Below are 20,582 nucleotides of genomic sequence, written 5' to 3' on the forward strand. Positions count from 1 at the left end.
TGCGCGTCGCGGTGATCGGCATCGTGCTGGCGACCGTGATCGGCACGCTGGTCGGCATCGCGCGGCTGTCGTCGAACTGGCTGCTGGCGCGGCTCGCCGCTGTCTATGTCGAGGTGCTGCGCGACCTGCCGCTGCTGTTGCAGCTCCTGTTCTGGTACGTGCTGATGCAGGGCCTGCCGGCGGCGCGCCAGGCGTTCAAGCCGGTCGAGGGCGTCTATCTCTCCAATCGCGGCCTGATCCTGCCGTCGGTCCCGCTGCACGGGGCCAATGGCTGGACGATCCTCGCGCTGGTCGCGGGCGTGATCGTCTTCACCGTGGTCAGGCGCCGCCTGATCGCGCAGCAGATGCGCGACGGCCGGGCGCGGCCGGTGTGGCCGTATGGGCTCGGCCTGATCGTCGCGCTGCCCGCGCTGGTGTCATGGCTTCTGGGCGCGAGCTGGAGCGTCACGATGCCCGAGCTGCGCGGCTTCAATTTCGTCGGCGGGCTGACACTGGCGCCGGAATATTTCGCGCTGCTGATTGCGCTCGTCACCTACACCTCGGCCTTCATCGCCGAGATCGTGCGCAGCGGCATCCAGGCGGTGCCGCGCGGCCAGTCGGAGGCGGCCAAGGCGCTCGGGCTGAAGCGCGGCTTCGTGCTGCAACATATCGTGCTGCCGCAGGCGCTGCGCGTCATCATCCCACCGATGACCAGCCAGTATCTGAACCTGACCAAGAACTCCTCGCTCGCGGTCGCGGTCGGCTACCAGGACATCGTCTCGATCGCCAACACCACGCTGAACCAGACCGGCCAGGCGATCGAGTCGATCGCGCTGATCATGATGGTGTTCCTCACCATCAGTCTCGGCATCAGCCTGTTCATGAACTGGTACAATGCGCGGATCGCGCTGGTGGAGCGCTGAGATGAGCTCGGTCGCAGAGCTGCCGCAGGATCGGCTGCCGATCGCGCCACGGCCGGCACCGCGCGCGCTCGGCGGTCCCACCGGCTGGCTGCGCGCCAATCTGTTTGCCTCGATCCCGTCAAGCATCATGACGCTGCTGCTGCTGTTCCTGCTCGGCAAGGCATGCGTCGCGTTCTGGCAATGGGGCATCGCGAACGCGGTCTGGATCGTTCCCGGCAACGACAGCAGCGCCTGCCGCGCGCTGCGTGGCCTCGGCGCCTGCTGGGCGGTCGTCCCGGAGAAGTATCGCTTCATCCTGTTCGGCACCTATCCGTTCGAGGAGCAGTGGCGGCCGGCGCTTGCGGTCATGATCTTCATCGCACTGTTCGTGGTCTCAAGCCGCCGCAACTTCTGGCGCAAGGAATTGTTCCTGCTGTGGGCTGCGGCGCTGATCGTGATCGGCTGCCTGATGTGGGGCGGCTTCCTTGGTCTCAGCTTCGTCACGCAGGACCGCTGGGGCGGGCTGCCGGTGACGCTGATCCTCGCAACCTTCGGCCTCGCGCTCGGCTTCCCGCTCGGCATCCTGGTCGCGCTCGGCCGTCGCTCGAAGCTGCCGGCGATCCGTTCGCTCTGCGTGCTCTATGTCGAACTGATCCGCGGCGTGCCGCTGATCAGCCTGTTGTTCATGGCGAGCGTGATGTTCCCGCTGTTCATGCCGGACGGCGTCAACATCGACAAACTGCTGCGCGCGCAGATCGCCTTCATCCTCTATGCCGGCGCCTATCTCGCAGAAGTGGTGCGCGGCGGCCTCCAGGCGGTGCCGCGCGGGCAGTACGAGGCGGCCGATGCGCTCGGGCTGTCATATTGGGAGAAGCACGCGCTGATCGTGCTGCCGCAGGCGATCCGCCACGTCATCCCGCCGCTGGTCAACACCTTCATCGCCTTCTTCAAGGACACCAGCCTGGTCCTGATCATCGGCATCTTCGACCTCCTGACCACTGCCAAGACCGCGATCGTCGATCCGGCCTGGCAGTCGTTCAGCGTCGAGGTCTACATTTTTGTCGGCGTCATCTACTTCATCTTCTGCTTCGCGATGTCGCGCTACAGCCGCAGCCTCGAGGCGCAGCGCGGCCCCGGCTGAGCGGTCCGGGCTCTTCGTCTCTTCTGAACAATCTCTCGTCCCGGCCATCCACTCCCCTTCATCGAGAAACCAAGTCGTGGATGCCCGGGACAAGCCCGGGCCTGACTGGTTGAGGGAGAGCGGGCGGCCACAAAGGGCTTGCGAAGCCGTCCCGATCCTATTTATGATCATAAAATGGATAAATCGGCTCTGCCCGCCCTGGACCCGTCGCGCCGCGCCTCGATCAAGCGCAAGCGCTCCGACGCCGTTGCCGACCTGATCCGAGGCCACATCTTCCAGGCCGGGTTGCAGCCCAACGACCGGCTGCCGCAGGAGAGCGAGCTGATCGAGATGTTCGGTTGCAGCCGCTCGACCATCCGCGAGGCGCTCAAGTCGCTGGAAGTGCAGGGCCTGGTGCAGAACACCACCGGGCCCGGCGGCGGCGCGCGGGTGGCGCCGGTGTCGATCAACCGGATCGTCGGCCTGCTCAGCAACTACTTCTATTTCCAGTCGATCTCGACCGCGCAGATCTACCAGATCCGCCGCCTGATCGAGCCGGAGCTCGCCTTCAGCGTGGTCGGCCACCTCACGGCGGCGCATTTCAGGGCGCTCGACAAGGCGATCGCGGTTCAGGAGCATCATCCGGGCGGACCCACGGACTGGGAGCATCACCGCCACGCCGAGATCGATTTCCACGACATCCTGATCGAGGCCTGTCCCAATCCGCTGCTTGGCCTCGTCTGCCGCTTCATCAACGAGGCGATCCGCCATCTGATCGGCAAGCTCGGCGTGCAGGAATTCGCATCGAGCTTCACCTGCGAGAACATCGAGTTTCACAAGCGCCTGATGGCCGCGTTCCGCTCCGGCAATGCCGCGCGGGCCCGCCGCGTGATGCTCGATCATGTGTTGAGCGCCGAAGCCGTGGTCGTCCCGAAGGAAGACCGGCGCATCGATCTGCCCGTCTTTCACCAGCCGTTGCGGCTCGACTGAACCGCATCGGCCGACTGCTGCATCACGCGTTGGAGGAAACAACCATGGTCACGCGGCGCGACAACGAATTGTGGAGCTGGTCGGCGATCGACTTGGCGCGGGCGATCGCGACGCGTGCGATTTCGAGCCGTGAGGCCGTGCAATCGAGCCTCGACCGCATTGCTGCGGTCAATCCGGCCTTGAACGCCGTGGTCGAGGTGCTGGCCGACGAAGCGCTGGCCGCGGCGGATGCCGCGGATGCAAAGGTGAAATCGGGCGCCGAGCTCGGCACGCTGCATGGCGTGCCCGTCACCATCAAGGTCAATGTCGATCAGCGCGGTCACGCCACCACCAACGGCGTCGTCGCATTCCGCGACGTCATTGCCACCGAAGACAGCCCCGTGGTCGCGAATGTCCGCAAGGCCGGTGCCATCATCGTCGGCCGCACCAACACGCCGGCGTTCTCGCACCGCTGGTTCACCAACAACGATCTGCACGGCGCGACCCATAATCCGTGGAGCCGCCGGCTGACGCCGGGTGGCTCCAGCGGTGGCGCCGCGTCGGCGGTCGCTTCCGGCATGGGCGCGATCGCTCATGGCAATGATTTCGGCGGCTCGATCCGCTATCCCGCTTACGCCTGCGGCGTCGCCGGGCTGCGCCCGACCCCGGGTCGGGTCCCGTCGTTCAATCCGTCCGCGACCAGTGATCGGCCGATTACCGCGCAGATGATGTCGGTGCAGGGGCCGCTCGCTCGCTCGGTTGCCGATCTCGGCGTCGCGCTCGCCGCGATGGCGCAGCCGGACGCGCGCGACGGCACCTGGCTGCCGGTGCCGCTGCAAGGTGCACAGCTCAAGCGGCCGATCGGGGTTGCGATCGCGCCGGCGCCGTTCGGCGACGAAGCGCCGGAGGTGAGCGCTGCGGTTCACGCCGCCGGACGCTGGCTCGCGGAGGCCGGTTTCGCCGTGGAGGAGACGTTGCCGCCGCGGCTCGCGGAGGCCGCCGATCTCTGGCATCGCCTCGTCATCAATGAGGAGCGACGCGTGCTGGCGCCGATGATCCGAAAATTCGGCGACGCGAAGTCCCGCTACAACCTGGACTGTCACATCGCCTACGCGCCCGAGCTCGACGGCGATCAGGTGCTGGCCTGTTTCGAGCAGCGGCTTTCGATCGTGCGGGCCTGGCAGCTGTTCCAGGAGCGCAGCCCCGTCATCATCCTGCCGGTCTCGGCGCAACTGCCGTTCCGCTTCGATCAGGATCAGGAAGACGCTGCCGTGGTGCGGGCGCTGCTCGACGCCCAGCGGCCGCTGCTCGCGGTGCCCGCGCTCGGCTTTCCGTCGGTCGTGGTGCCGACCGGGACCGCCGGCGGCGTTCCGGCTGGCGTGCAGGTGATCGCCGGCCGTTTCCGGGAGGACATCTGTCTCGCGGTGGCCGCGGTGATCGAGGCGCGTGCCGCGACGCTGACGCCGATCGATCCGCGCGACTAGAATCAACAACAAAGCTCTGAACACAACGGGAGAACACCACGTGACGAATGCACCGATCTGGCAATGGTCCGCCGTCGAGACCGCGGCGGCGATCAGGAACAACGAGGTGACGTCGGAGGAGGTCGTTCGCGCCCATCTCGACCGCATGCACGCCGCCAACCCGGCGCTCAACGCCGTGGTCGTCGACCTCGGCGCGTCGGCAATGCAGGCCGCCAAGGCCGCGGACGAGACGTTGGCCGCGAGCAAGCGCGGTGGTGGCGAGGTCGGCCCGCTGCACGGCGTGCCGGTGACGATCAAGATCAATATCGACGTCGAAGGGCAGGCCAATTCGAACGGCGTGGTCGCCTTCAAGGACAACATCGCGCCGGGCGACTCGCCGGTGACGGCCAATCTCAAGAAGGCCGGCGCCGTCATCATCGGCCTGACCAACACGCCGGAATTCTCGCTGCGCGGCTTCACCGACAATCCGCTGCACGGCCTGACGCGCAATCCCTGGAATGCGGAGGTGACCTGCGGGGGCTCCTCGGGCGGCGCCGGCGCGTCGATCGCGGCCGGCATCGGCACCATCGCGCATGGCAACGACATCGGCGGCTCGCTGCGCTGGCCGGCGCATTGCAACGGCATCGCCACCATCAAGCCGACCCAGGGCCGCATCCCCGCGTTCAATCCCAGCGCCACGGCGGAACGGCCGCTGATGGCGCAGTTCATGTCATCGCAGGGACCGCTGGCGCGTCATGTCGCCGACGTCCGTCTCGGGCTCGAGGTGATGGCGCAGCGCGATCCGCGCGATCCCTGGTACGTGCCGGCGCCGTTGCAGGGGCCGAAGCCGGCGGCGCCGGTCAAGGTCGCGCTTGCGAAGATTCCCGAAGACATGGTGACCGATCGCGGCGTGATCGCGCTTCAGCGCAAGGCGGCCGATCATCTCGCCGATGCGGGCTATGCCGTCAGCGAGGTCGAGGTTCCCGATCTGAACAAGGTCTGGCAGCTCTGGTGCGACCTGATCATGACCGAGACTCGCGTGTTGCAGCAGGACCAGATGCTGGCGGTGAGCAGCCCCGACTTCCAGAAGTCGTTCCACGGCTTCATCGCGCTGGCAAATCAGTTGGACCAGGCCGGCTACATGAAGGCGATCGCCGCGCGGTCGGGCCATATCAGGAACTGGATGACCTTCCTCGAACAGTACCCGCTGGTGCTAATGCCGACCACGGTGCGCAAGACACCGGAGGTGAACGCCGATCTCGGTGGCGATCAGCGCGTCAAGGAGCTGTTCTGGAACGACCTGCGCTTCATTTCGTCGATGAACGTGTTGGGGCTGCCGGCCGCCGTGGTGCCGGTCGGCCTGCATGAGGGCTTGCCGGTCGGTGTCCAGATCGTCGGCTCGCGCTATCGCGAGGACATGTGCCTCGACGCCGCTGGGGCGATCGAGCGCAAGGCCGGTATTCTAACCAGGCAATTGTGGGAACGGCGCTGAGGCGTTCTCGACGCCATCTCAGATGGTCCATTGGTATCATCCAGGGGCGCCGCGGCGAAATCTCGCCGCGGCGTTCGCGTGATCGGCGTGGCGCGCAAGCCGCTGTACCGGTCGCGTTCCTCCTCCCGGAATTCTCGAAAGGAATCGCAGAGCGCCATGCCCGGTGGCGGGGTTGTCGGTGATCGCTGATTCCTGCAGGAGATCGCCCGAACCATCCGAACCCCTGGGAACGAAATGTCCATCACCAAACGCTCGCATCTCCTGGTCGCCATTGCCGCCGCGTGTCTCTCCCTTGCGTCAGGCGCTGCCCGGGCGGAGGATGGTGTGCTGCGGGTCGGCATCATCACCGACATGAGCGGGCAGTATTCCGACGGCAACGGCCCGGGATCGGTGATCGCGGCGCAGATGGCGGCGGAGGAGATCGGCGGCATGGTCGCCGGACGCAAGATCGAGATCATCTCGGCCGATCACCAGAACAAACCCGATGTCGCCACCGGCATCGTGCGCAACTGGATCGACAACAAGGGTGTCGACGTGATCGCCGAAGGCGTCAATTCGGCGGTTGCGCTCGCAATCCAGACCGTGACGCGCGAACGCAAGAAGCTGTTCCTGATCTCGGGCTCCGGTTCATCCGATCTCACCGGCAAGCAATGTTCGCCGACCAGCGTGCAGTGGACCTATGACACCTACGCCTCCTCGAACGCGACGGCGAAGGCCGTGGTCGCCCGTGGCGGCACGCCCTGGTTCTTCCTCACGGCCGATTATGCCTTCGGCCAGGCGCTGGAGCGCGATGCAAGCAAGGCCGTGACATCGGCCGGCGGCAAGGTGCTGGGCGCGGTGCGCCATCCGTTCGACACCGCCGACTTCTCGTCCTTCCTGTTGCAGGCGCAGTCCTCCGGCGCCAAGATCCTGGCGCTCGCCAATGCCGGCTCCGACTTCCGCAATGCGGTGTCGCAGGCCGACGAGTTCAACATCCGCGCCAGCATGCAACTCGTCGCGCTGCAAGTGACGCTGACCGACGTCCCTGCGCTGGGCCTCGCGCATGCGCACGATCTGCTGTTCACCGATTCCTTCTATTGGGACCGCACGCCCGAGACCCGCGTCTTCGCCCAGGAGTTCTTCAAGCGCCACGGCGCGATGCCGACGGCCTACCAGGCCGGCGTCAACTCGGCGCTGCGGCACTATTTCAAGGCGGTCGCCGCAGCGAACTCGGTCGATTCCGAGACCGTGATCGCGCAGATGCGCAAGACCCCGGTGAATGATTTCTTCGCCCAGAACGGCGTCGTGCGCGAGGACGGCCGCATGGTGCATGACATGTATCTGATGCGGATCAAGAAGCCGGAAGAGTCGAAGAGCAAGTGGGACCTCTATGAGTACCTCGCGACGGTGCCGGGCGACCAGGCCTTCCGTCCGCTCGCCGAAGGCGGTTGTCCCTATGTTGCGAAGGGGCACTAAGGCGATCGTCCTTTCGTCATTCCGGGGCTCGCGAAGCGAGAGCCCGGAATCCATCGGGCCGCATCACCTGTGGTGAAATGGATTCCGGGCTCGTGCTTCGCACGCCCCGGAATGACAGGTGCAAAGAGGCGCAGCCCGCTACATCTGAGTTGCCCGGCGGCGCAAGCTCCCGCCGCAGAATATTTCGCGCTATCCGAAGTGAAGCTCGCTATCATTGATTTGGCGAGGTGCATTATTGCGCGATGCTGGAGCCACGGTCCCGTTCACAATCAGGCACGGTGGTTATGGGTCCTGGCTTCCGCCAGGACGACAGCTGTGATGAAATCGAGCGGTTCGTATTTGTCCCGCATCGCATGACACCCCCGCTACGACCGCGTCCAACAGAGGCACCATGACCAGCACCATCGACACTCCCGACGGCGGCTATCGCTTCATGCCCGGCGTCAGCCAGTATTCCTGCGGCATCGGCGCCTTGTCCGGCTTTGCTATCGAACGGGTCAGGTTCTCCGCGCCGGTGCCGCTGAGCGCCGGGTTCGAGCGGATTGCCGAGATCATCACGGCTGCTGGCCGCCCGCTGACGGCATTCGGGGCCTGCGAACTGCGCTCGCCGGCGCCGTTCACCGAGGCCGGGTTCAGGGCTTTCAACGAGATCTACATCAAGACATTGGTCGCCTGGGGTGTGATGCGCGACGGCGTCAATCCGGTGGCGCGCAGCAATGTCTGTCCGAAGCTCGATCCGCCGGGCGAGCCCTCGTTCCATGCGTTCTGTTACACGGTGCCGGCTGCGAAGGACGCTCCGACGAGCTTCGTGGTGGCCGGCAGTGGCGAGTCGGTGGAGGGCAAGGCCAATTATCGCGATCACACCGTGGCCCTCGGCGACACCAGTCCGGCCGGCATTCTGGCCAAGGCGAAGTTCGTACTTGGCGAGATGGAGCGGCGGATGAGCGCGTTCGGCGGCTCCTGGCAGGACACCACCGCGGTGCAACTCTACACGGTGCACGACGCCTATCCGGTGCTCGAAGGCGAGTTCGGCCGCCGTGGCGTGCTTCGCAACGGCTTGACCTGGCATTTCGACCGGCCGCCGGTGGTCGGGCTCGACTTTGAAATGGATTGCCGGCGTGTGCATCGCGAGCGCGTGGTGTGATGCGCAGGACGCGTCACGCATCAAAAGCGCGTGTGGCTGCATGTGGAAGCGTATGCGCTTTCTTGACACGGATCGCGTCAACCGTTTCCCTTCGTCATCGACGTCAGTGGCTGGGTGAACGCGGGTGCAGAACGAATCTGTGATCAGGCGGCGGGATTTGCTGGCGCTGATCGGGACCATCGCTGGCAGTTCGGCGATGTATCAGGCGATGACGAGCCTCGGCTTCGCGTCCGAGTCTGCCTACAAGGGTCCGCTCAAGCTCACCGGCGACGTGAAGGGCGCCTCGGTGCTGATCCTCGGCGCCGGGCTTGCGGGCATGACGGCGGCGCTGGAACTGCGCAAGGCCGGCTACAAGGTCCAGATCCTCGAATTCAACAGCCGCGCTGGCGGCCGCAACTGGTCGATCCGCGGCGGCGACAGCTTTACCGAACTCGGCGGCTTCAAGCAGACCTGCCAGTTCGAGCAGGGGCTCTACCTCAATCCCGGCCCGTGGCGGATTCCCCATCATCATCGCGCACTGCTCGATTACTGCCGCCGGCTCAACGTGACGCTGGAACCCTTCATCCAGCTCAACCACAACGCCTATCTGCACGCGACGCGTGCCTTCGGCGGCAAGCCGCAGCGCTTCCGCAGCATCAAGGCGGATTTCCAGGGTGAGGTGTCCGAACTGCTCGCCAAGGTCACGCAGCAAGGTCGGCTCGACGAGATCGTTACCAAGGAAGATCAGGAGATCCTGCTCCAGGCGTTGCGCGAGTGGGGCGCGCTGGATCGCGATTACAAATACAACGCCAACCTCGGCTCCGCCGAGTTCCGGGGCTATGCCCGCGATCCCGGCGGCGGCTTGATGCCCGATCCGCTGCCCAGCGATCCGATCTCGCTCCAGGAGTTGTTGCGATCGCGGATGTGGCGCTATCTGCAATCGTTTGCGCGCTACGATTTCCAGATGTCCATGTTCCAGCCGGTCGGCGGCATGGACATGATCGGCAAGGCGTTCGCGCGCGAGGTCGGTGACCTCATCCGCACCAACGCCAGGGTGACGCAGATTCAGCAGAACGGCTCCGGCGTCACCGTGAGCTACGTCGATACGGCCAGCCCGTCGACGGTGCAGCAGGCGACCGCCGACTGGTGCATCTGCACCATTCCGCTGCCGATCCTGAGCCAGTTGCCGGTCGACGTCGGCGGGCCGATGAAGAATGCGATCGATTCCTTGCCCTACGCCGCCTCGGTGAAAGTCGGGTTGCAGTTCAAGCGACGGTTCTGGGAGGAGGATGAGGCGATCTATGGCGGCATCAGCTACACCGACCTGCCGATCCGGAATATCGGTTATCCGAACTATGGCTTCAACCGCGGCGGCCGCGGCGTCCTGCTCGGCGCCTACATGTATGAGGGCGCCAATTCGTTCGAGTTCACCGCGATGACGCCGGCCGAGCGGGTCGCCAGCGCGGTCGAGTTCGGCTCCGCGATCCATCCGCAGTACAAAAGCGAATTCGAGAACGGCGTCGCGGTGGCCTGGCATCGCGTGCCATTCACGCTCGGCTGCGCCGGTGAATGGACCGAAGCGGGGCGGGCGCAGCATTACCGCAATCTCTGCCAGATCGACGGCCGCATCGCGCTAGCGGGCGAGCACGCCTCGCAACTGCCCGCCTGGCAGGAGGGCGCAATCCTGTCCGCGCTCGACGCCATCTCCCGATTGCACGAACGCGTGGTGAAGACGTGATGCTGCGGACAGGAACATCTGTGATCACTGCGCTGGCGTTGCTGTCGGCAACTGCGGCCCTTGGGCAGGACAGCGGGGCGGGCAAGCGCACCTTCTCGTCGGGCTTCCGCTTCGTGGAGATGACCGGCGAGGAGCTGTTCGGCAATGTCTGCCAGGGTTGCCACATGCCGGATGCGACGGGCGCGACCGGCGCCGGCACCTATCCCTCGTTGGCCGGCAACAAGAATCTCGAATCCGGCAGCTATCCGATCGACCTCGTCATCAACGGCCGCCGCGGCATGCCGCCATTCGGCGACATGATGACCGATGGTCAGGTCGCTGCCGTTGTGAATTATCTGCGGACGCATTTCGGCAACAGCTATCAGGACGCGGTGACGACCAAGGATGTCCAGGATGCGCGGCGCTGAGCACTGGGCGCCGCCTTAGCTGCGATCGCGACCGTTACCGGCTTCCTGGTCGAGATCGAGGTGATTGCGGCCAAGGAGACCGAATAAGGACTCCAAATAGTGCGCGAAACTGCGGAGCATGCGCGCGCAAATTGAAGGGCTCGCCGTCTTGCCAAAGCGCGTGGCGCCTGTCTGAATTCGTCGCCAATCAGGTGGTGGAATTCCGGGAGAGTACGATGTCGCACAAGGCTCAAAACATGGTTCGATCGCTGCTGTTGTCTGTTGCGATCGCCCCGGTCCTGCTCGCGTCCGGCGCCAGCGCGGAAGGACTGACCGAGCAGCAGCAATTTGCCCGTAGCATCTATCAGGAGCTGGTCGAGATCAACACCACCACCGCGACCGGCGATACCCAGAAGGCGGCGGAGGCGATGGGCGCGCGGCTCCGCGCGGCGGGGTTTCCCGAGGCCGACGTGCAGGTGTTCTCGCCGGCGCCGCGCAAGGGCAATCTGGTGGCGCGGCTGCACGGCTCCGGCGCGCGCAAGCCGATCCTGCTGATGGCCCATATCGACGTCGTGCCCGCCAACCGCGAGGACTGGACGGTCGATCCGTTCAAGCTCACCGAGCAGGACGGCTATTTCTACGGCCGCGGCTCGAGCGACGACAAATACATGGCCGCCTCCTTCGTCACCAATCTGATCCGCTACAAGAAGGAGGGCTATAAGCCCGACCGCGACATCATCGTCGCGCTGGAGACTGATGAGGAGATCGGCGACACCAATGGCCTCGGCATCCAGTGGCTGATCAAGAACCACCGCGACCTGATCGATGCCGAGTTCGCGCTCAATGAAGGCGGCGGCGTCGGCCTGAAGAACGGCAAGGCCATCCGCAACAGCGTCCAGACCAGCGAGAAGATCTCGACCGCCTATCAACTGACGGTCACGGACCGCGGCGGCCACTCGTCGCTGCCGCGCAAGGACAACGCGATCTATCGCCTCGCCGAAGGCCTGGTTCGCCTGTCCAAATACGACTTCCCGATGAATCTCAACGAAACGACGCGGATCTATTTCGCGAAGACGGCCGAGACCGAGAGCAAGCAGAATGCCGACGACATCCGCGCCATCCTGGCGCCGCAGCCGGATCCGGCTGCGCTGGCGCGGCTGTCCGAGATTCCCGGCTACAACGCGCAGCTCCGCACCACCTGCGTCGCGACCATGCTGCATGGCGGCCACGCCATCAATGCGCTGCCGCAGCTGGCGACCGCGGGGGTCAATTGCCGGATTCTGCCCGGCGAGCCGGTCGAGGGCGTTCAGGCCCAGATCGAGCGCGTGCTCGCCGACAAGCGGATCGAGGTGAAGGGCGGCAAGGCCACGCTAAGCCCGCCGTCGCCGCTGAACGAGGAGATCATGGGATCGATCGAGAAGCTGTCGAAGGAATTCTGGCCGGATGCGGCGGTGGTGCCGGTCATGAGCACCGGTGCCACCGACGGGCTGTTCCTGCGCAATGCCGGAATTCCGACCTACGGCCATTCCGGGCTCGGTGCCGATGTCGATGACAACCGGAATCATGGCAAGGATGAACGCGTGCTCGTCAAATCGTTCTACGAGGGCCAGGATTATCTCTATCGCCTGGTCAAGATGCTCGCCGGTGGGAAATGATGGCTGAAGGTAAGGCAAATTTGCGGGTGGCGGTCGCCGGTCTCGGCGCGATCGGCACCGATGTCGTCAAGGCGCTCGATCACGGCATCGAAGGCCTGACGCTGGTTGCGGTCTCGGCCAACACCCCGGACAAGCACCGTGGCTGGGTCGCGGAGCTCAAATCTGCGCCGAAACTGGTGCCGATCGTTGAGCTGGCTGACATCGCGGACATCGTGGTCGAGTGCGCGCCGAGCAAGGTGGTTCGCTCGATCGTGGCGCCGGTGGTGGAGCGCGGCAAGATCGCGGTCGTGCTCAGCGTTGGCGCACTGCTGCAAAATGGCGACCTCGTCGATCTCGCCAAGGCGCATGGCGGCCAGATCATCGTGCCGACCGGCGCGCTGATCGGGCTCGACGCGGTGACTGCCGCGGCGATCGGGACCATTCACTCGGTGAAGCTGGTGACGCGGAAGCCGGTCGCGGGCCTGCTCGGCGCGCCGCATCTGGTCGAGAACGACATCCGGATCGAAGGCATCACCGAGCCGCTCCGCATCTTCGAGGGCAGCGCACGCGACGCCGCCAAGGGCTTTCCGGCCAATCTCAACGTCGCTGTGGCGCTGTCGCTCGCCGGCATCGGCCCCGATCGCACCAGGGTCGAGATCTGGGCCGACCCGACGGTGACGCGCAACACCCATCGGATCGAGGTTGATTCCGATTCGGCGCGGTTCTCGATGATGATCGAGAACATTCCCTCGGAGAACCCGAAGACTGGCCGCATCACCGCGCTGTCGGTGATCGCCTGCCTGCGCAAGCTGCGCGCATCGCTGCGGATCGGGACGTGATGACGGCCGGCCCCGACGATCTCTTGCTGATCATTGACGTGCAGAACGATTTCTGCCCCGGCGGCGCGCTGGCGGTCGCCGACGGCGATGCCGTCGTGCCTGTCGTCAACCGGCTCGCCATCCGGTTCGACCATGTCGTGCTGACCCAGGACTGGCATCCGGCCGGTCACAGTTCGTTCGCGAGCTCGCATCCGGGCGCGGCGCCGTTCGCCTCGATCGCGATGCCTTATGGGCCGCAGACGCTCTGGCCGGATCATTGCATCCAGGGCACGGTGGGTGCTGCGTTTCATCCGGAGCTTGCGACCGACCGCGCCGAGCTCGTGATCCGCAAGGGATTCCGGGCCGCGATCGATTCCTATTCGGCGTTCTTCGAGAACGACAGGACGACGCCGACCGGGCTCGCCGGCTATCTGCGCGAGCGCGGCCTGAAGCGCGTGGTGATGGCGGGGCTGGCGACGGACTTTTGCGTGCAGTATTCGGCGCTCGATGCGCGGCGGCTCGGCTTCGAGACCGCGGTCGTGCTGTCCGCCTGCCGTGCCATCGATCTCGGTGGTTCGCTCGCGGCCGCCATTGCGGCGATGCGCGAGGCCGGGGTCGCGCTTGTCGAGGAGATTGCCTGAGCAGGACCAGACGGGGGCAAAAACCATTGTTTTGACTGGCTTTTTGTTCTAATCCCCAGCCGTTGATGACCACGCAGCGGGGCTTTCGTGTCGGGACAGGTTTTGCGGATCGGGACGCGCAAGAGCGCGATGGCGCTCGCGCAGACGGACGAGGTCGCGCGGCTGCTGCGCGCCTCGGCGGCCGGCCTTGCCGTCGACATCGTCAAGTTCGAGACCCGCGGCGATCAGGACCAGACCAGCAAGCTGCTGCGCCACGGCGGCAAGGGCGGCGCCTTCGTCGCCGAGATTCGCGAGGCGATGCGTGCCGGCACGTTGCAGGCCGCGATGCATTCGCTGAAGGACGTGCCGGGCAATGAGGAGACGCCGGGCCTCGTCCTCGCGGCGATGCTGGCGCGCGATGCCGCCAGCGACAGCCTCGTGCTGCGGCCCGGCCTGTCGCTGGACACGATCCGCGCCGCGCGCGGCAAGGGCTTCATGATCGGCACCAATGCGGTGCGCCGCGCCGCCTATCTGCGCCGGCTGTTTCCGGAAGCGACCGTGATCCATTATCGCGGCGCCGCCGATACGCGGCTCGCCAAGCTCGATCGCGGTGCCAAGCAGCGGCTGCCCGATGGCGGCGAGGTCGGCCCGGCAGATGCGCTGGTCATGGCGCGCTCCGGTCTCGAGCGCATCGGCATGACCGGACGCATCGCGCATGACTTCTCCGTCGACGAGATGCTGCCCGCGGTCGGTCAGGGCATCGTCGCGGTCGAATGCGTCGAGACCGACTGGACGACGCGGGCGCGGCTTGCCGCGATCGACAACGCTGCGTCGCGGCTTGCCGCTGAAGCCGAGCGCGAGGTGCTGTGGGTGCTCAACGGCCACTGCAATTCGCCGATCGCCGGCCTCGCGACGCTTGCAGGCAGCGAGATGACGCTGCGTGCTTCGGTGCTCGATGAGCTAGGTGCCGGCTTCATCGAGGTGACCCGGCGCGGTCCGGCCGATCGCCCGCGCGAACTCGGCCGCGCGGTCGGCATGGAACTGCTCGCGAAGGGCGCCGCGGAGATCATCGCCCGTACCCGTCCAGAGGAATAGCGCCCGCCGCCGGTGCGTGCGGTTCTCACGCGATGTCGGCGAAATCGCCGTGCCGGCCCTTGCCGCTGGCGAAGCGGCGGGCGCCGGCCTCGGTCTCGCCGCTGGCGACCGTCGCAAGCCCGAGGCGAAACTCGTTCAGCGTGGCCTGCTCCCAGCCGAGTTCCCATTGCTCGATGGCGGAGAGGCGGTCGCTGCGCAGCGCCGCCTGCGGCAGGCGGCACAGATCATGGGCGAGGCTGCGCGCCTCGGCGAGCGCCGTGCCAGGGGCGACCACGCGGTTGGCGAGCCCGATCCGTCCGGCCTCCTCGCCGGAGACGCCGCGTCCGGTGAGGATCATGTCCATCGCGCGGCTGTGCCCGATCAGGCGCGGCAGGCGCACGGTGCCGAGATCCATCAGCGGCACGCCGAAGCGCCGGCAATAGACGCCGAAGGTGGCGTCGGATGCCGCGACGCGGAGATCGCACCAGATCGCAAGCTCGAGCCCGCCCGCCACCGCCGGCCCCTCGATCGCGGCGATAACCGGCTTCGACAGCTTCATCCGGGTCGGGCCCATCGGGCCGTCGCCATTCTCGACACGGTGGCCGCGATGGCCGGCCGCGGTGCGCTTGAGGTCGAAGCCGGCGCAGAATGCGCCGCCCGCGCCGGTCAGGATCGCGACCGAGAGCGACGGATCGCGATCGAAACTGCGAAACGCCTGGGCCAGGCCCTGCGCGGTCTCCGGGTTCACCGCGTTGCGTGCCTCGTCATAGCGATCGATGGTCACGATCGCGATGGCCTGTTCGGTTCGGTATTTGACGGTCGGATGGTCCAGCATGCTCGGTCCTTGCTGCGCAATGTTGGTGTGGATCAGCGCACGCGCTCGATGATCGCGGCCAGGTTCTGGTGAAAGTGCCTGATCGCACCTTCGAACAGGCCGAAGGTGAAGTGATCGTTCGCCCGCGTTGCCAGCCCGCGCTGCGCGGCGCAGGCCATCTCGCGATCCTCGGCCGCACCTGCGGTGACGAAGTCGCGTCCCTGGGCAACCGCGGTGCGGCCATCGTCCGCCGCGATCTGGTTCGACAGCGTGTAGGTGACGAGCCGGGTGCGGTCCACCGCCAGCGGCTCGAGCACCGTCATCAACCGATTGGTCGGGAAGGTCGACAGCATCACGTTCGGAAACAGGTGATAGACATGGGTCAGCATGCCGGCCGTCCGGCGCTCGTCCCGCGGCACGTTGCGCAGCTTCTCGATTCGCCGATAGGGGAAGCTGATCCGGCTGTTGCGGCCGAACGATTCGATCACGTTGAGATTGTCGTACTGCAACGGATAGAACGTATCCTGATGGGTCGACCGGATGTGGTAGCCTTCGAGGAATCCTTCGGCGACGATCTTCCAGTTGGCCTCGACCTCCTGCGTGGCGGTCGAATAGAGCCTCCAGTCGTCGCCGAACAGGGTGGGCATTTCGCTCGCGTCCGACGTTGCGTCGGAATTGTCCTGGGAGACGAACACAAGACCGCCGTGCTCGATACAGGCGACGGGCACGAGGCCATGCGTGGTCTTGTCGAGGTCGGGAAAACCGTAATCGTCGGGAATGCCGCGCAGCCGGCCGTCGAGGCCGTAGGTCCAGCCGTGATAGCGGCAGGTCAGCGCTTTCTTGCAGCCCGTGCCGTCGACAAGCTGGACGCCGCGGTGCCGGCAGGCATTGCGGAAGGCGCGCGCGACGCCGTCTGCGCCACGGATCGCGACAACAGGCGTCAGCGCCGCGTCTCGCGCGACATAAGCGCCGGTCTCGGCGAGCGCGGCCGAGGGACAGAACGGGGTGAGCGTGCGGCGGAGCACCTGCTCGATCTCGGCCGCGAAGCGATCATGCGACAGATAATGCGCGACCGGTTCGCGCCAGACGCCGGCGCTGAGATCGGTCGATTTCGCGTCGATGTGCGCAAGGATGCGGTCGACGATGGAGGCTTCGTCCGCAAGCTGTACCGTCATCGCCGTTCTCCCGCTTCGTTGGCCGGGCTTGCCGCCCGGTCCGGTTCGAGAGACAGAATTTCGCATTGCTCCGAGCGCGACAAGCGAAAGCAGCTCGTTTCGGATGAATGACATTCATCCGTGACGATTTTCCGGGCGACATCGGGCCGTGCCGGAAGTTAGGATCGGCTCATGAGCAGCAACAACGCGAGGCCGGGGCGCACGTCACCCCCGCCGGGGAGCGACGATCTCGCCGCGGCGAGCCTCCGGCCGGCGCATCTACTGGCACTGCAGGCATTCGACGTCGCAGTCCGGCTCGGCAGTTTCAAGGAGGCCGCGGGCCTGCTGAACGTCGGCGCCTCGGCGGTCAGTCACCGCATCCGCAACCTCGAAGCGCATCTCGGTGTCGCGCTGTTTCACCGCAGCCACCGCGCCGTTCGCCCGACCCGTGCCGGGGAAAAGCTCGCCGCCGCGACTGGCCGCGCCTTTGCGCTGCTGGCAAGGGCCGAGTCGGCGCTCGAGGCCGCAGGCCAACGCCGGCTGCGGCTCAAGGTGCTGCCGCAGTTCGCGTCGGCCTGGCTGATCCCGCGCCTGTCCTCGTTTCTCACCCGGCATTCCGAGCTCGATCTTGCGATCGAGACCTCGAACCGCAATGTCGATTTCGACACCGAGACATTCGATGCCGGCATCAGCTTCGGGCCCGACAAGCCCGACGGCGTCGTCGCGCATCGCCTGATGGAGGTGAGGACCGTTCCGGTCGGTGCGCCGGCGCTGGCCCGGCGGTTGAAGCTGCGCACCGCGGCCGACCTTGGCCAAGCCGTCCTGATTCACGTGACGACATTCCCCGCAGCCTGGCCGCTCTGGTTCAAGCATGCCGGCGCGCCGACGCCTCATGCGACGCGCGCGATCTCGGTCGACAGCTTTGTCGCCGCGTTGCAGGCTGCTGAGCGCGGTGCCGGCGTCGCGCTCGCGCTCGAACCCTTCATCGGCGAGAGCGAGCGGCATGGCACGATCCGCCGGCTTTTGCCCGTCGGCCACGTGACCGGTAGCTATTGGCTGGTTCATCCGCCCGGCGCGCAACGCAATCGCGCGTTGCAGACGTTCAAGAAGTGGCTGCTGGCCGAACTTGCGAAGTCCGACTAGAGCGTTTTCGAGCGAAGTCGATATCGGTTCGCGTGAAGAAAACGTCAAGACAAGAACCTGGAACCCCGTCCCGACTCCATCGGGACGGGAAAGGCTCTAGGCGGCTCGCAGCGACCAGCTACCGATGATCCGGAAGCGCGATGCGCTATCGTCCTGCTTGAACAGCGCGATGCGGTCGATGGGGAGCCTTGCGAGGTCGATCGCGGCGAACCGTTCGCGCAGCTGCGCCACGATCGGGCCGCGCCGCTCGTCGCTCAGCCGTCCCGTCAGCGTCATGTGAAAGCGGAATTCCTCCATGACGTAAGGATAGCCCCATTGGTCGAGATGGTCGCATTGCCGCGCGGTGAGCCGTTCGGGTTTGCGCCGGGCGCGATCGGCCGCCGACAATGGCGCGCGGAACGCGTCGAATTCGGTGACGCAGTCAGCGGCGAGCTGTTGCAGATCGTCCGAGCGGCTGCCCGGGATCACCGCAATGAAGCCGCTGATGGCATCGACCACCGGTTCGATCACAGGGATGCGCCGCGCGCGGCCGGCAAAGGCGCCACAGGCATCGAGCAGCCCAGTCTCGGTCCTGCCCTCGGCGAGCGCGTTCGGCGCCTTCAAGGTGGCGTGGAAGCCGTACTTGCGCGGGTCCTGCGTCACGTCGCGCCAATCGGGCGTGACGCCGTCGGGAAACGGCAGGTCGTCGCCCGATGCCGCATCGTAACCGAGCAGCGTCGAACCGAAGCGGTGCAGGGCGCTGTCGGACGACGGCGCATAGTAGATCGCGTAGCGCGGAGCGTTGGCCATGGCAGCAGAATAGGGCCGGGTTACGCCGCCGCAACCGTCTTGCGCGGTGCGACCGAGTGGACGAGGCAGCTCGCATCCGCCAGATGCACCAGCCGTCCGGCCGCGATCACGGCGACGATGCGCGGCCGCAGCGGCACCTTGTCCTCGACGATGATGATGTCGGCACGGCGGCCCGCGGCAAGCACGCCGCGGTCGGCGAGCCCTGCCGCGCGTGCCGGCGCCGACGAGATCAAATTCCAGGCTGCCGCGAGCGGCACGATACCATCAGTGGCGAGGCGGAACGCGGCGAGCAACTGTGCCGGATAATAGTAGTCCGACGCCAGCACCGAGCAGAGCCCCTGCGCGATCATGTCGGATGCCTTGGTCCAGCCGGTGTGGCTGCCGCCACGCACCACGTTGGGCGCGCCGAACACGATGAAGTCGCCGGCCGCGGCGGCATCGCGCGCGGTCTCTTCATTGACGGGGAATTCGGCGATCGTGGCGCCGAGCGCGCGAAACTCCTGACGCATCGCCGGGCTGTTGTCGTCATGCGAGAGCATACGGATATCGGCTGCGCGCGCCGCGGCGGCCAGCCGCGCGATCGAGGCGGGTACCTCGGGACGGCGCGCGACCACCCGGTCGAGCATCTCGTTGATGGCCTCGACCGAGAGCCCGGCGCGCTCGGCGAGCTGGTTACGCTTCTTCGGCTTGACGTTGCTGTGGTCGTTGAAGGCGAACAGGTCGATGCGGCCTTCGCCGAGCCACCGCGTAATCTCACCCTCCGCTTCGAGATTGTGGGTCTCGTGACGCAGATGGAAGCGCGTGTCGGCGGCGAGCTGCGGCCGCAGCAGCTCGATCGCATCGAGCAGCTTGCGCGCGTTCTCCGCGCTGCGCAGGCCGGGCTCCCACGACCAGGTCGTGCCGTGGAACACGGTGGTGATGCCGTTGGCGATCGCCTGCCGGTCGCTGTCGATCAGTGCCACGTCGGTTGGAAAGTCGACGCCCGGGCGCGGCATCATCTGCCGTTCGAACGCATCGCCGTGCAGGTCGATGATTCCGGGCAGCACCAGCAGGCCGCTTGCGTCGATGTGGAGTGCGGCGCGTCCCTGTTCGGCGTCGAGCGCGCCGATGTCGCGGCCCGCGGTGCGCAGCGAGGTCTCCACGAATGCGCCGTCAACCAGCGCGCGCCCGCCCTCGATGAAAATGTCCGTCACGATGTCGCGCTCCGTTGTTCTGTTCGTGATTGAGATACGGCTTCGGCCTCGTACTTGTCGAGGAATTCCTCGACCGCGAGCTTGCGAAAGTCGGGCAGAACACGACGAAGTGTCTCGTGATCCCAGTCCCACCACGCGAGTGCGGCGAGGCGATCCGCGACGTCCTCGGAAAATCGTCGCTTGACCGGCCGTGCCGGATTGCCGGCAACGATGGTGTAGGCGGGCACGTCCCTGGTGACGATCGCACCGGCGGCGACGACCGCGCCGGTTCCGACGTTCCGTCCAGCGAGCACGATCGCGCCATGACCGATCCAGACGTCATGGCCGATATGCACGTGGTGCGCACGTCGCCAGTTGAAGAAGTCGGCGTCGTCGCTCTCTCCGGGAAAATACGCGCTGGCGCGGTAGGTGAAATGCGCCTGAGTCGCGCGATGCATCGGGTGGTTGCCGGGATTGATCCGGGTCATCGCCGCGATCGAACAGAACTTGCCGATCGACGTGTAGGTGATCTGGCTGTCGTTCACGACGTAGGAATAGTCATCCATGCTGACTTCAAGCAGGATCGTGCGCGCGCCGACCTCGGTGTATCTGCCGAGCTTGCTCTCGCGAACCGAAGCAGTCGGGTCGATCGTCGGCACAACCGAGAGTGTTTTTCCGGCCATCAGGGCCTCCGCAAAATCTTGCAAATCGTTGGCGTTCGGGGAGAAGCGCGCTCG

Annotated in this window: 19 protein-coding genes; 14 read left to right on the top strand and 5 right to left on the bottom strand. The window is 66.2% G+C overall.

The window, feature by feature from the left end; genetic code table 11:
• The 13 genes from B2W55_RS32875 to hemC all read left to right on the top strand — a co-directional run.
• Positions 1 to 902 (top strand): amino acid ABC transporter permease (locus tag B2W55_RS32875; protein ID WP_291532736.1); only part of this gene is annotated, 902 nt, incomplete at its 5' end.
• Between the two features lies 1 nt (position 903).
• Positions 904 to 2,022 (top strand): amino acid ABC transporter permease, encoded by a 1,119-nt coding sequence (locus B2W55_RS32880; RefSeq protein ID WP_024580587.1) that lies wholly within the window; start codon positions 904 to 906, stop codon positions 2,020 to 2,022.
• A gap of 174 nt (positions 2,023 to 2,196) precedes the next feature.
• Positions 2,197 to 2,991, top strand: a complete 795-nt coding sequence (locus B2W55_RS32885; protein ID WP_024580588.1) for a FadR/GntR family transcriptional regulator — start codon at positions 2,197 to 2,199, stop codon at positions 2,989 to 2,991.
• 44 nt (positions 2,992 to 3,035) lie between these two features.
• A complete protein-coding gene (locus B2W55_RS32890; RefSeq protein WP_024580589.1) occupies positions 3,036 to 4,454 on the top strand; it encodes an amidase family protein in 1,419 nt (472 codons plus the stop codon).
• Between the two features lie 40 nt (positions 4,455 to 4,494).
• Positions 4,495 to 5,925 carry an amidase family protein gene (locus tag B2W55_RS32895; protein ID WP_024580590.1) on the top strand — a complete coding sequence of 477 codons (1,431 nt, stop codon included), beginning with the start codon at positions 4,495 to 4,497 and terminating at the stop codon, positions 5,923 to 5,925.
• Between the two features lie 234 nt (positions 5,926 to 6,159).
• The gene (locus tag B2W55_RS32900; protein WP_024580591.1) at positions 6,160 to 7,380 is read left to right on the top strand and encodes an ABC transporter substrate-binding protein; all 1,221 of its coding nucleotides are present in this window, start codon (positions 6,160 to 6,162) and stop codon (positions 7,378 to 7,380) included.
• Positions 7,381 to 7,771: 391 nt separating this feature from the next.
• Positions 7,772 to 8,524 carry a 2-amino-5-chloromuconate deaminase CnbZ gene (gene cnbZ / locus B2W55_RS32905; protein WP_024580592.1) on the top strand — a complete coding sequence of 251 codons (753 nt, stop codon included), beginning with the start codon at positions 7,772 to 7,774 and terminating at the stop codon, positions 8,522 to 8,524.
• Between the two features lie 124 nt (positions 8,525 to 8,648).
• Positions 8,649 to 10,241: an NAD(P)/FAD-dependent oxidoreductase gene (locus B2W55_RS32910; protein ID WP_024580593.1), complete on the top strand. Its 1,593-nt coding sequence runs from the start codon at positions 8,649 to 8,651 to the stop codon at positions 10,239 to 10,241.
• On the top strand, positions 10,241 to 10,648 hold the full coding sequence (locus B2W55_RS32915; RefSeq protein ID WP_024580594.1) for a c-type cytochrome: 408 nt from the start codon (positions 10,241 to 10,243) through the stop codon (positions 10,646 to 10,648). Before B2W55_RS32910 ends, B2W55_RS32915 begins: the two co-directional genes overlap by 1 nt.
• Before the next feature lie 215 nt (positions 10,649 to 10,863).
• Positions 10,864 to 12,282 carry a M20/M25/M40 family metallo-hydrolase gene (locus tag B2W55_RS32920; protein WP_024580595.1) on the top strand — a complete coding sequence of 473 codons (1,419 nt, stop codon included), beginning with the start codon at positions 10,864 to 10,866 and terminating at the stop codon, positions 12,280 to 12,282.
• Entirely contained in the window at positions 12,282 to 13,100 is an 819-nt protein-coding gene (locus tag B2W55_RS32925; RefSeq protein WP_024580596.1) for an aspartate dehydrogenase, read from the top strand. Before B2W55_RS32920 ends, B2W55_RS32925 begins: the two co-directional genes overlap by 1 nt.
• A complete protein-coding gene (gene pncA, locus B2W55_RS32930; RefSeq protein ID WP_024580597.1) occupies positions 13,100 to 13,720 on the top strand; it encodes a bifunctional nicotinamidase/pyrazinamidase in 621 nt (206 codons plus the stop codon). The genes B2W55_RS32925 and pncA overlap by 1 nt, the downstream gene beginning before the upstream one ends.
• Before the next feature lie 102 nt (positions 13,721 to 13,822).
• On the top strand, positions 13,823 to 14,794 hold the full coding sequence (hemC, locus tag B2W55_RS32935) for a hydroxymethylbilane synthase (protein WP_029879003.1): 972 nt from the start codon (positions 13,823 to 13,825) through the stop codon (positions 14,792 to 14,794).
• A 25-nt stretch (positions 14,795 to 14,819) separates the two neighbouring features.
• Here hemC and B2W55_RS32940 read toward each other — a convergent pair whose 3' ends face one another.
• Entirely contained in the window at positions 14,820 to 15,608 is a 789-nt protein-coding gene (locus B2W55_RS32940) for a crotonase/enoyl-CoA hydratase family protein (protein WP_024580599.1), read from the bottom strand.
• Between the two features lie 32 nt (positions 15,609 to 15,640).
• A complete protein-coding gene (locus B2W55_RS32945; RefSeq protein WP_029879004.1) occupies positions 15,641 to 16,762 on the bottom strand; it encodes an aromatic ring-hydroxylating oxygenase subunit alpha in 1,122 nt (373 codons plus the stop codon).
• Between the two features lie 171 nt (positions 16,763 to 16,933).
• Here B2W55_RS32945 and B2W55_RS32950 point away from each other — a divergent pair, with 171 nt between their 5' ends.
• On the top strand, positions 16,934 to 17,884 hold the full coding sequence (locus B2W55_RS32950; RefSeq protein ID WP_244442178.1) for a LysR substrate-binding domain-containing protein: 951 nt from the start codon (positions 16,934 to 16,936) through the stop codon (positions 17,882 to 17,884).
• A 96-nt stretch (positions 17,885 to 17,980) separates the two neighbouring features.
• Here B2W55_RS32950 and B2W55_RS32955 read toward each other — a convergent pair whose 3' ends face one another.
• From B2W55_RS32955 to B2W55_RS32965, 3 genes are read right to left on the bottom strand one after another with little or no spacing between them, the layout of a single operon-like run.
• Positions 17,981 to 18,673: a DUF1045 domain-containing protein gene (locus B2W55_RS32955; protein ID WP_024580601.1), complete on the bottom strand. Its 693-nt coding sequence runs from the start codon at positions 18,671 to 18,673 to the stop codon at positions 17,981 to 17,983.
• A 20-nt stretch (positions 18,674 to 18,693) separates the two neighbouring features.
• Entirely contained in the window at positions 18,694 to 19,866 is a 1,173-nt protein-coding gene (locus B2W55_RS32960; RefSeq protein ID WP_024580602.1) for an alpha-D-ribose 1-methylphosphonate 5-triphosphate diphosphatase, read from the bottom strand.
• Positions 19,863 to 20,528: a chloramphenicol acetyltransferase gene (locus B2W55_RS32965; RefSeq protein ID WP_024580603.1), complete on the bottom strand. Its 666-nt coding sequence runs from the start codon at positions 20,526 to 20,528 to the stop codon at positions 19,863 to 19,865. The genes B2W55_RS32960 and B2W55_RS32965 overlap by 4 nt, the downstream gene beginning before the upstream one ends.
• Positions 20,529 to 20,582: the final 54 nt, after the last annotated feature.

Origin of the sequence: Bradyrhizobium sp. UBA2491, from assembly GCF_002341725.1 — a bacterium.
Taxonomy (GTDB): domain Bacteria; phylum Pseudomonadota; class Alphaproteobacteria; order Rhizobiales; family Xanthobacteraceae; genus Bradyrhizobium.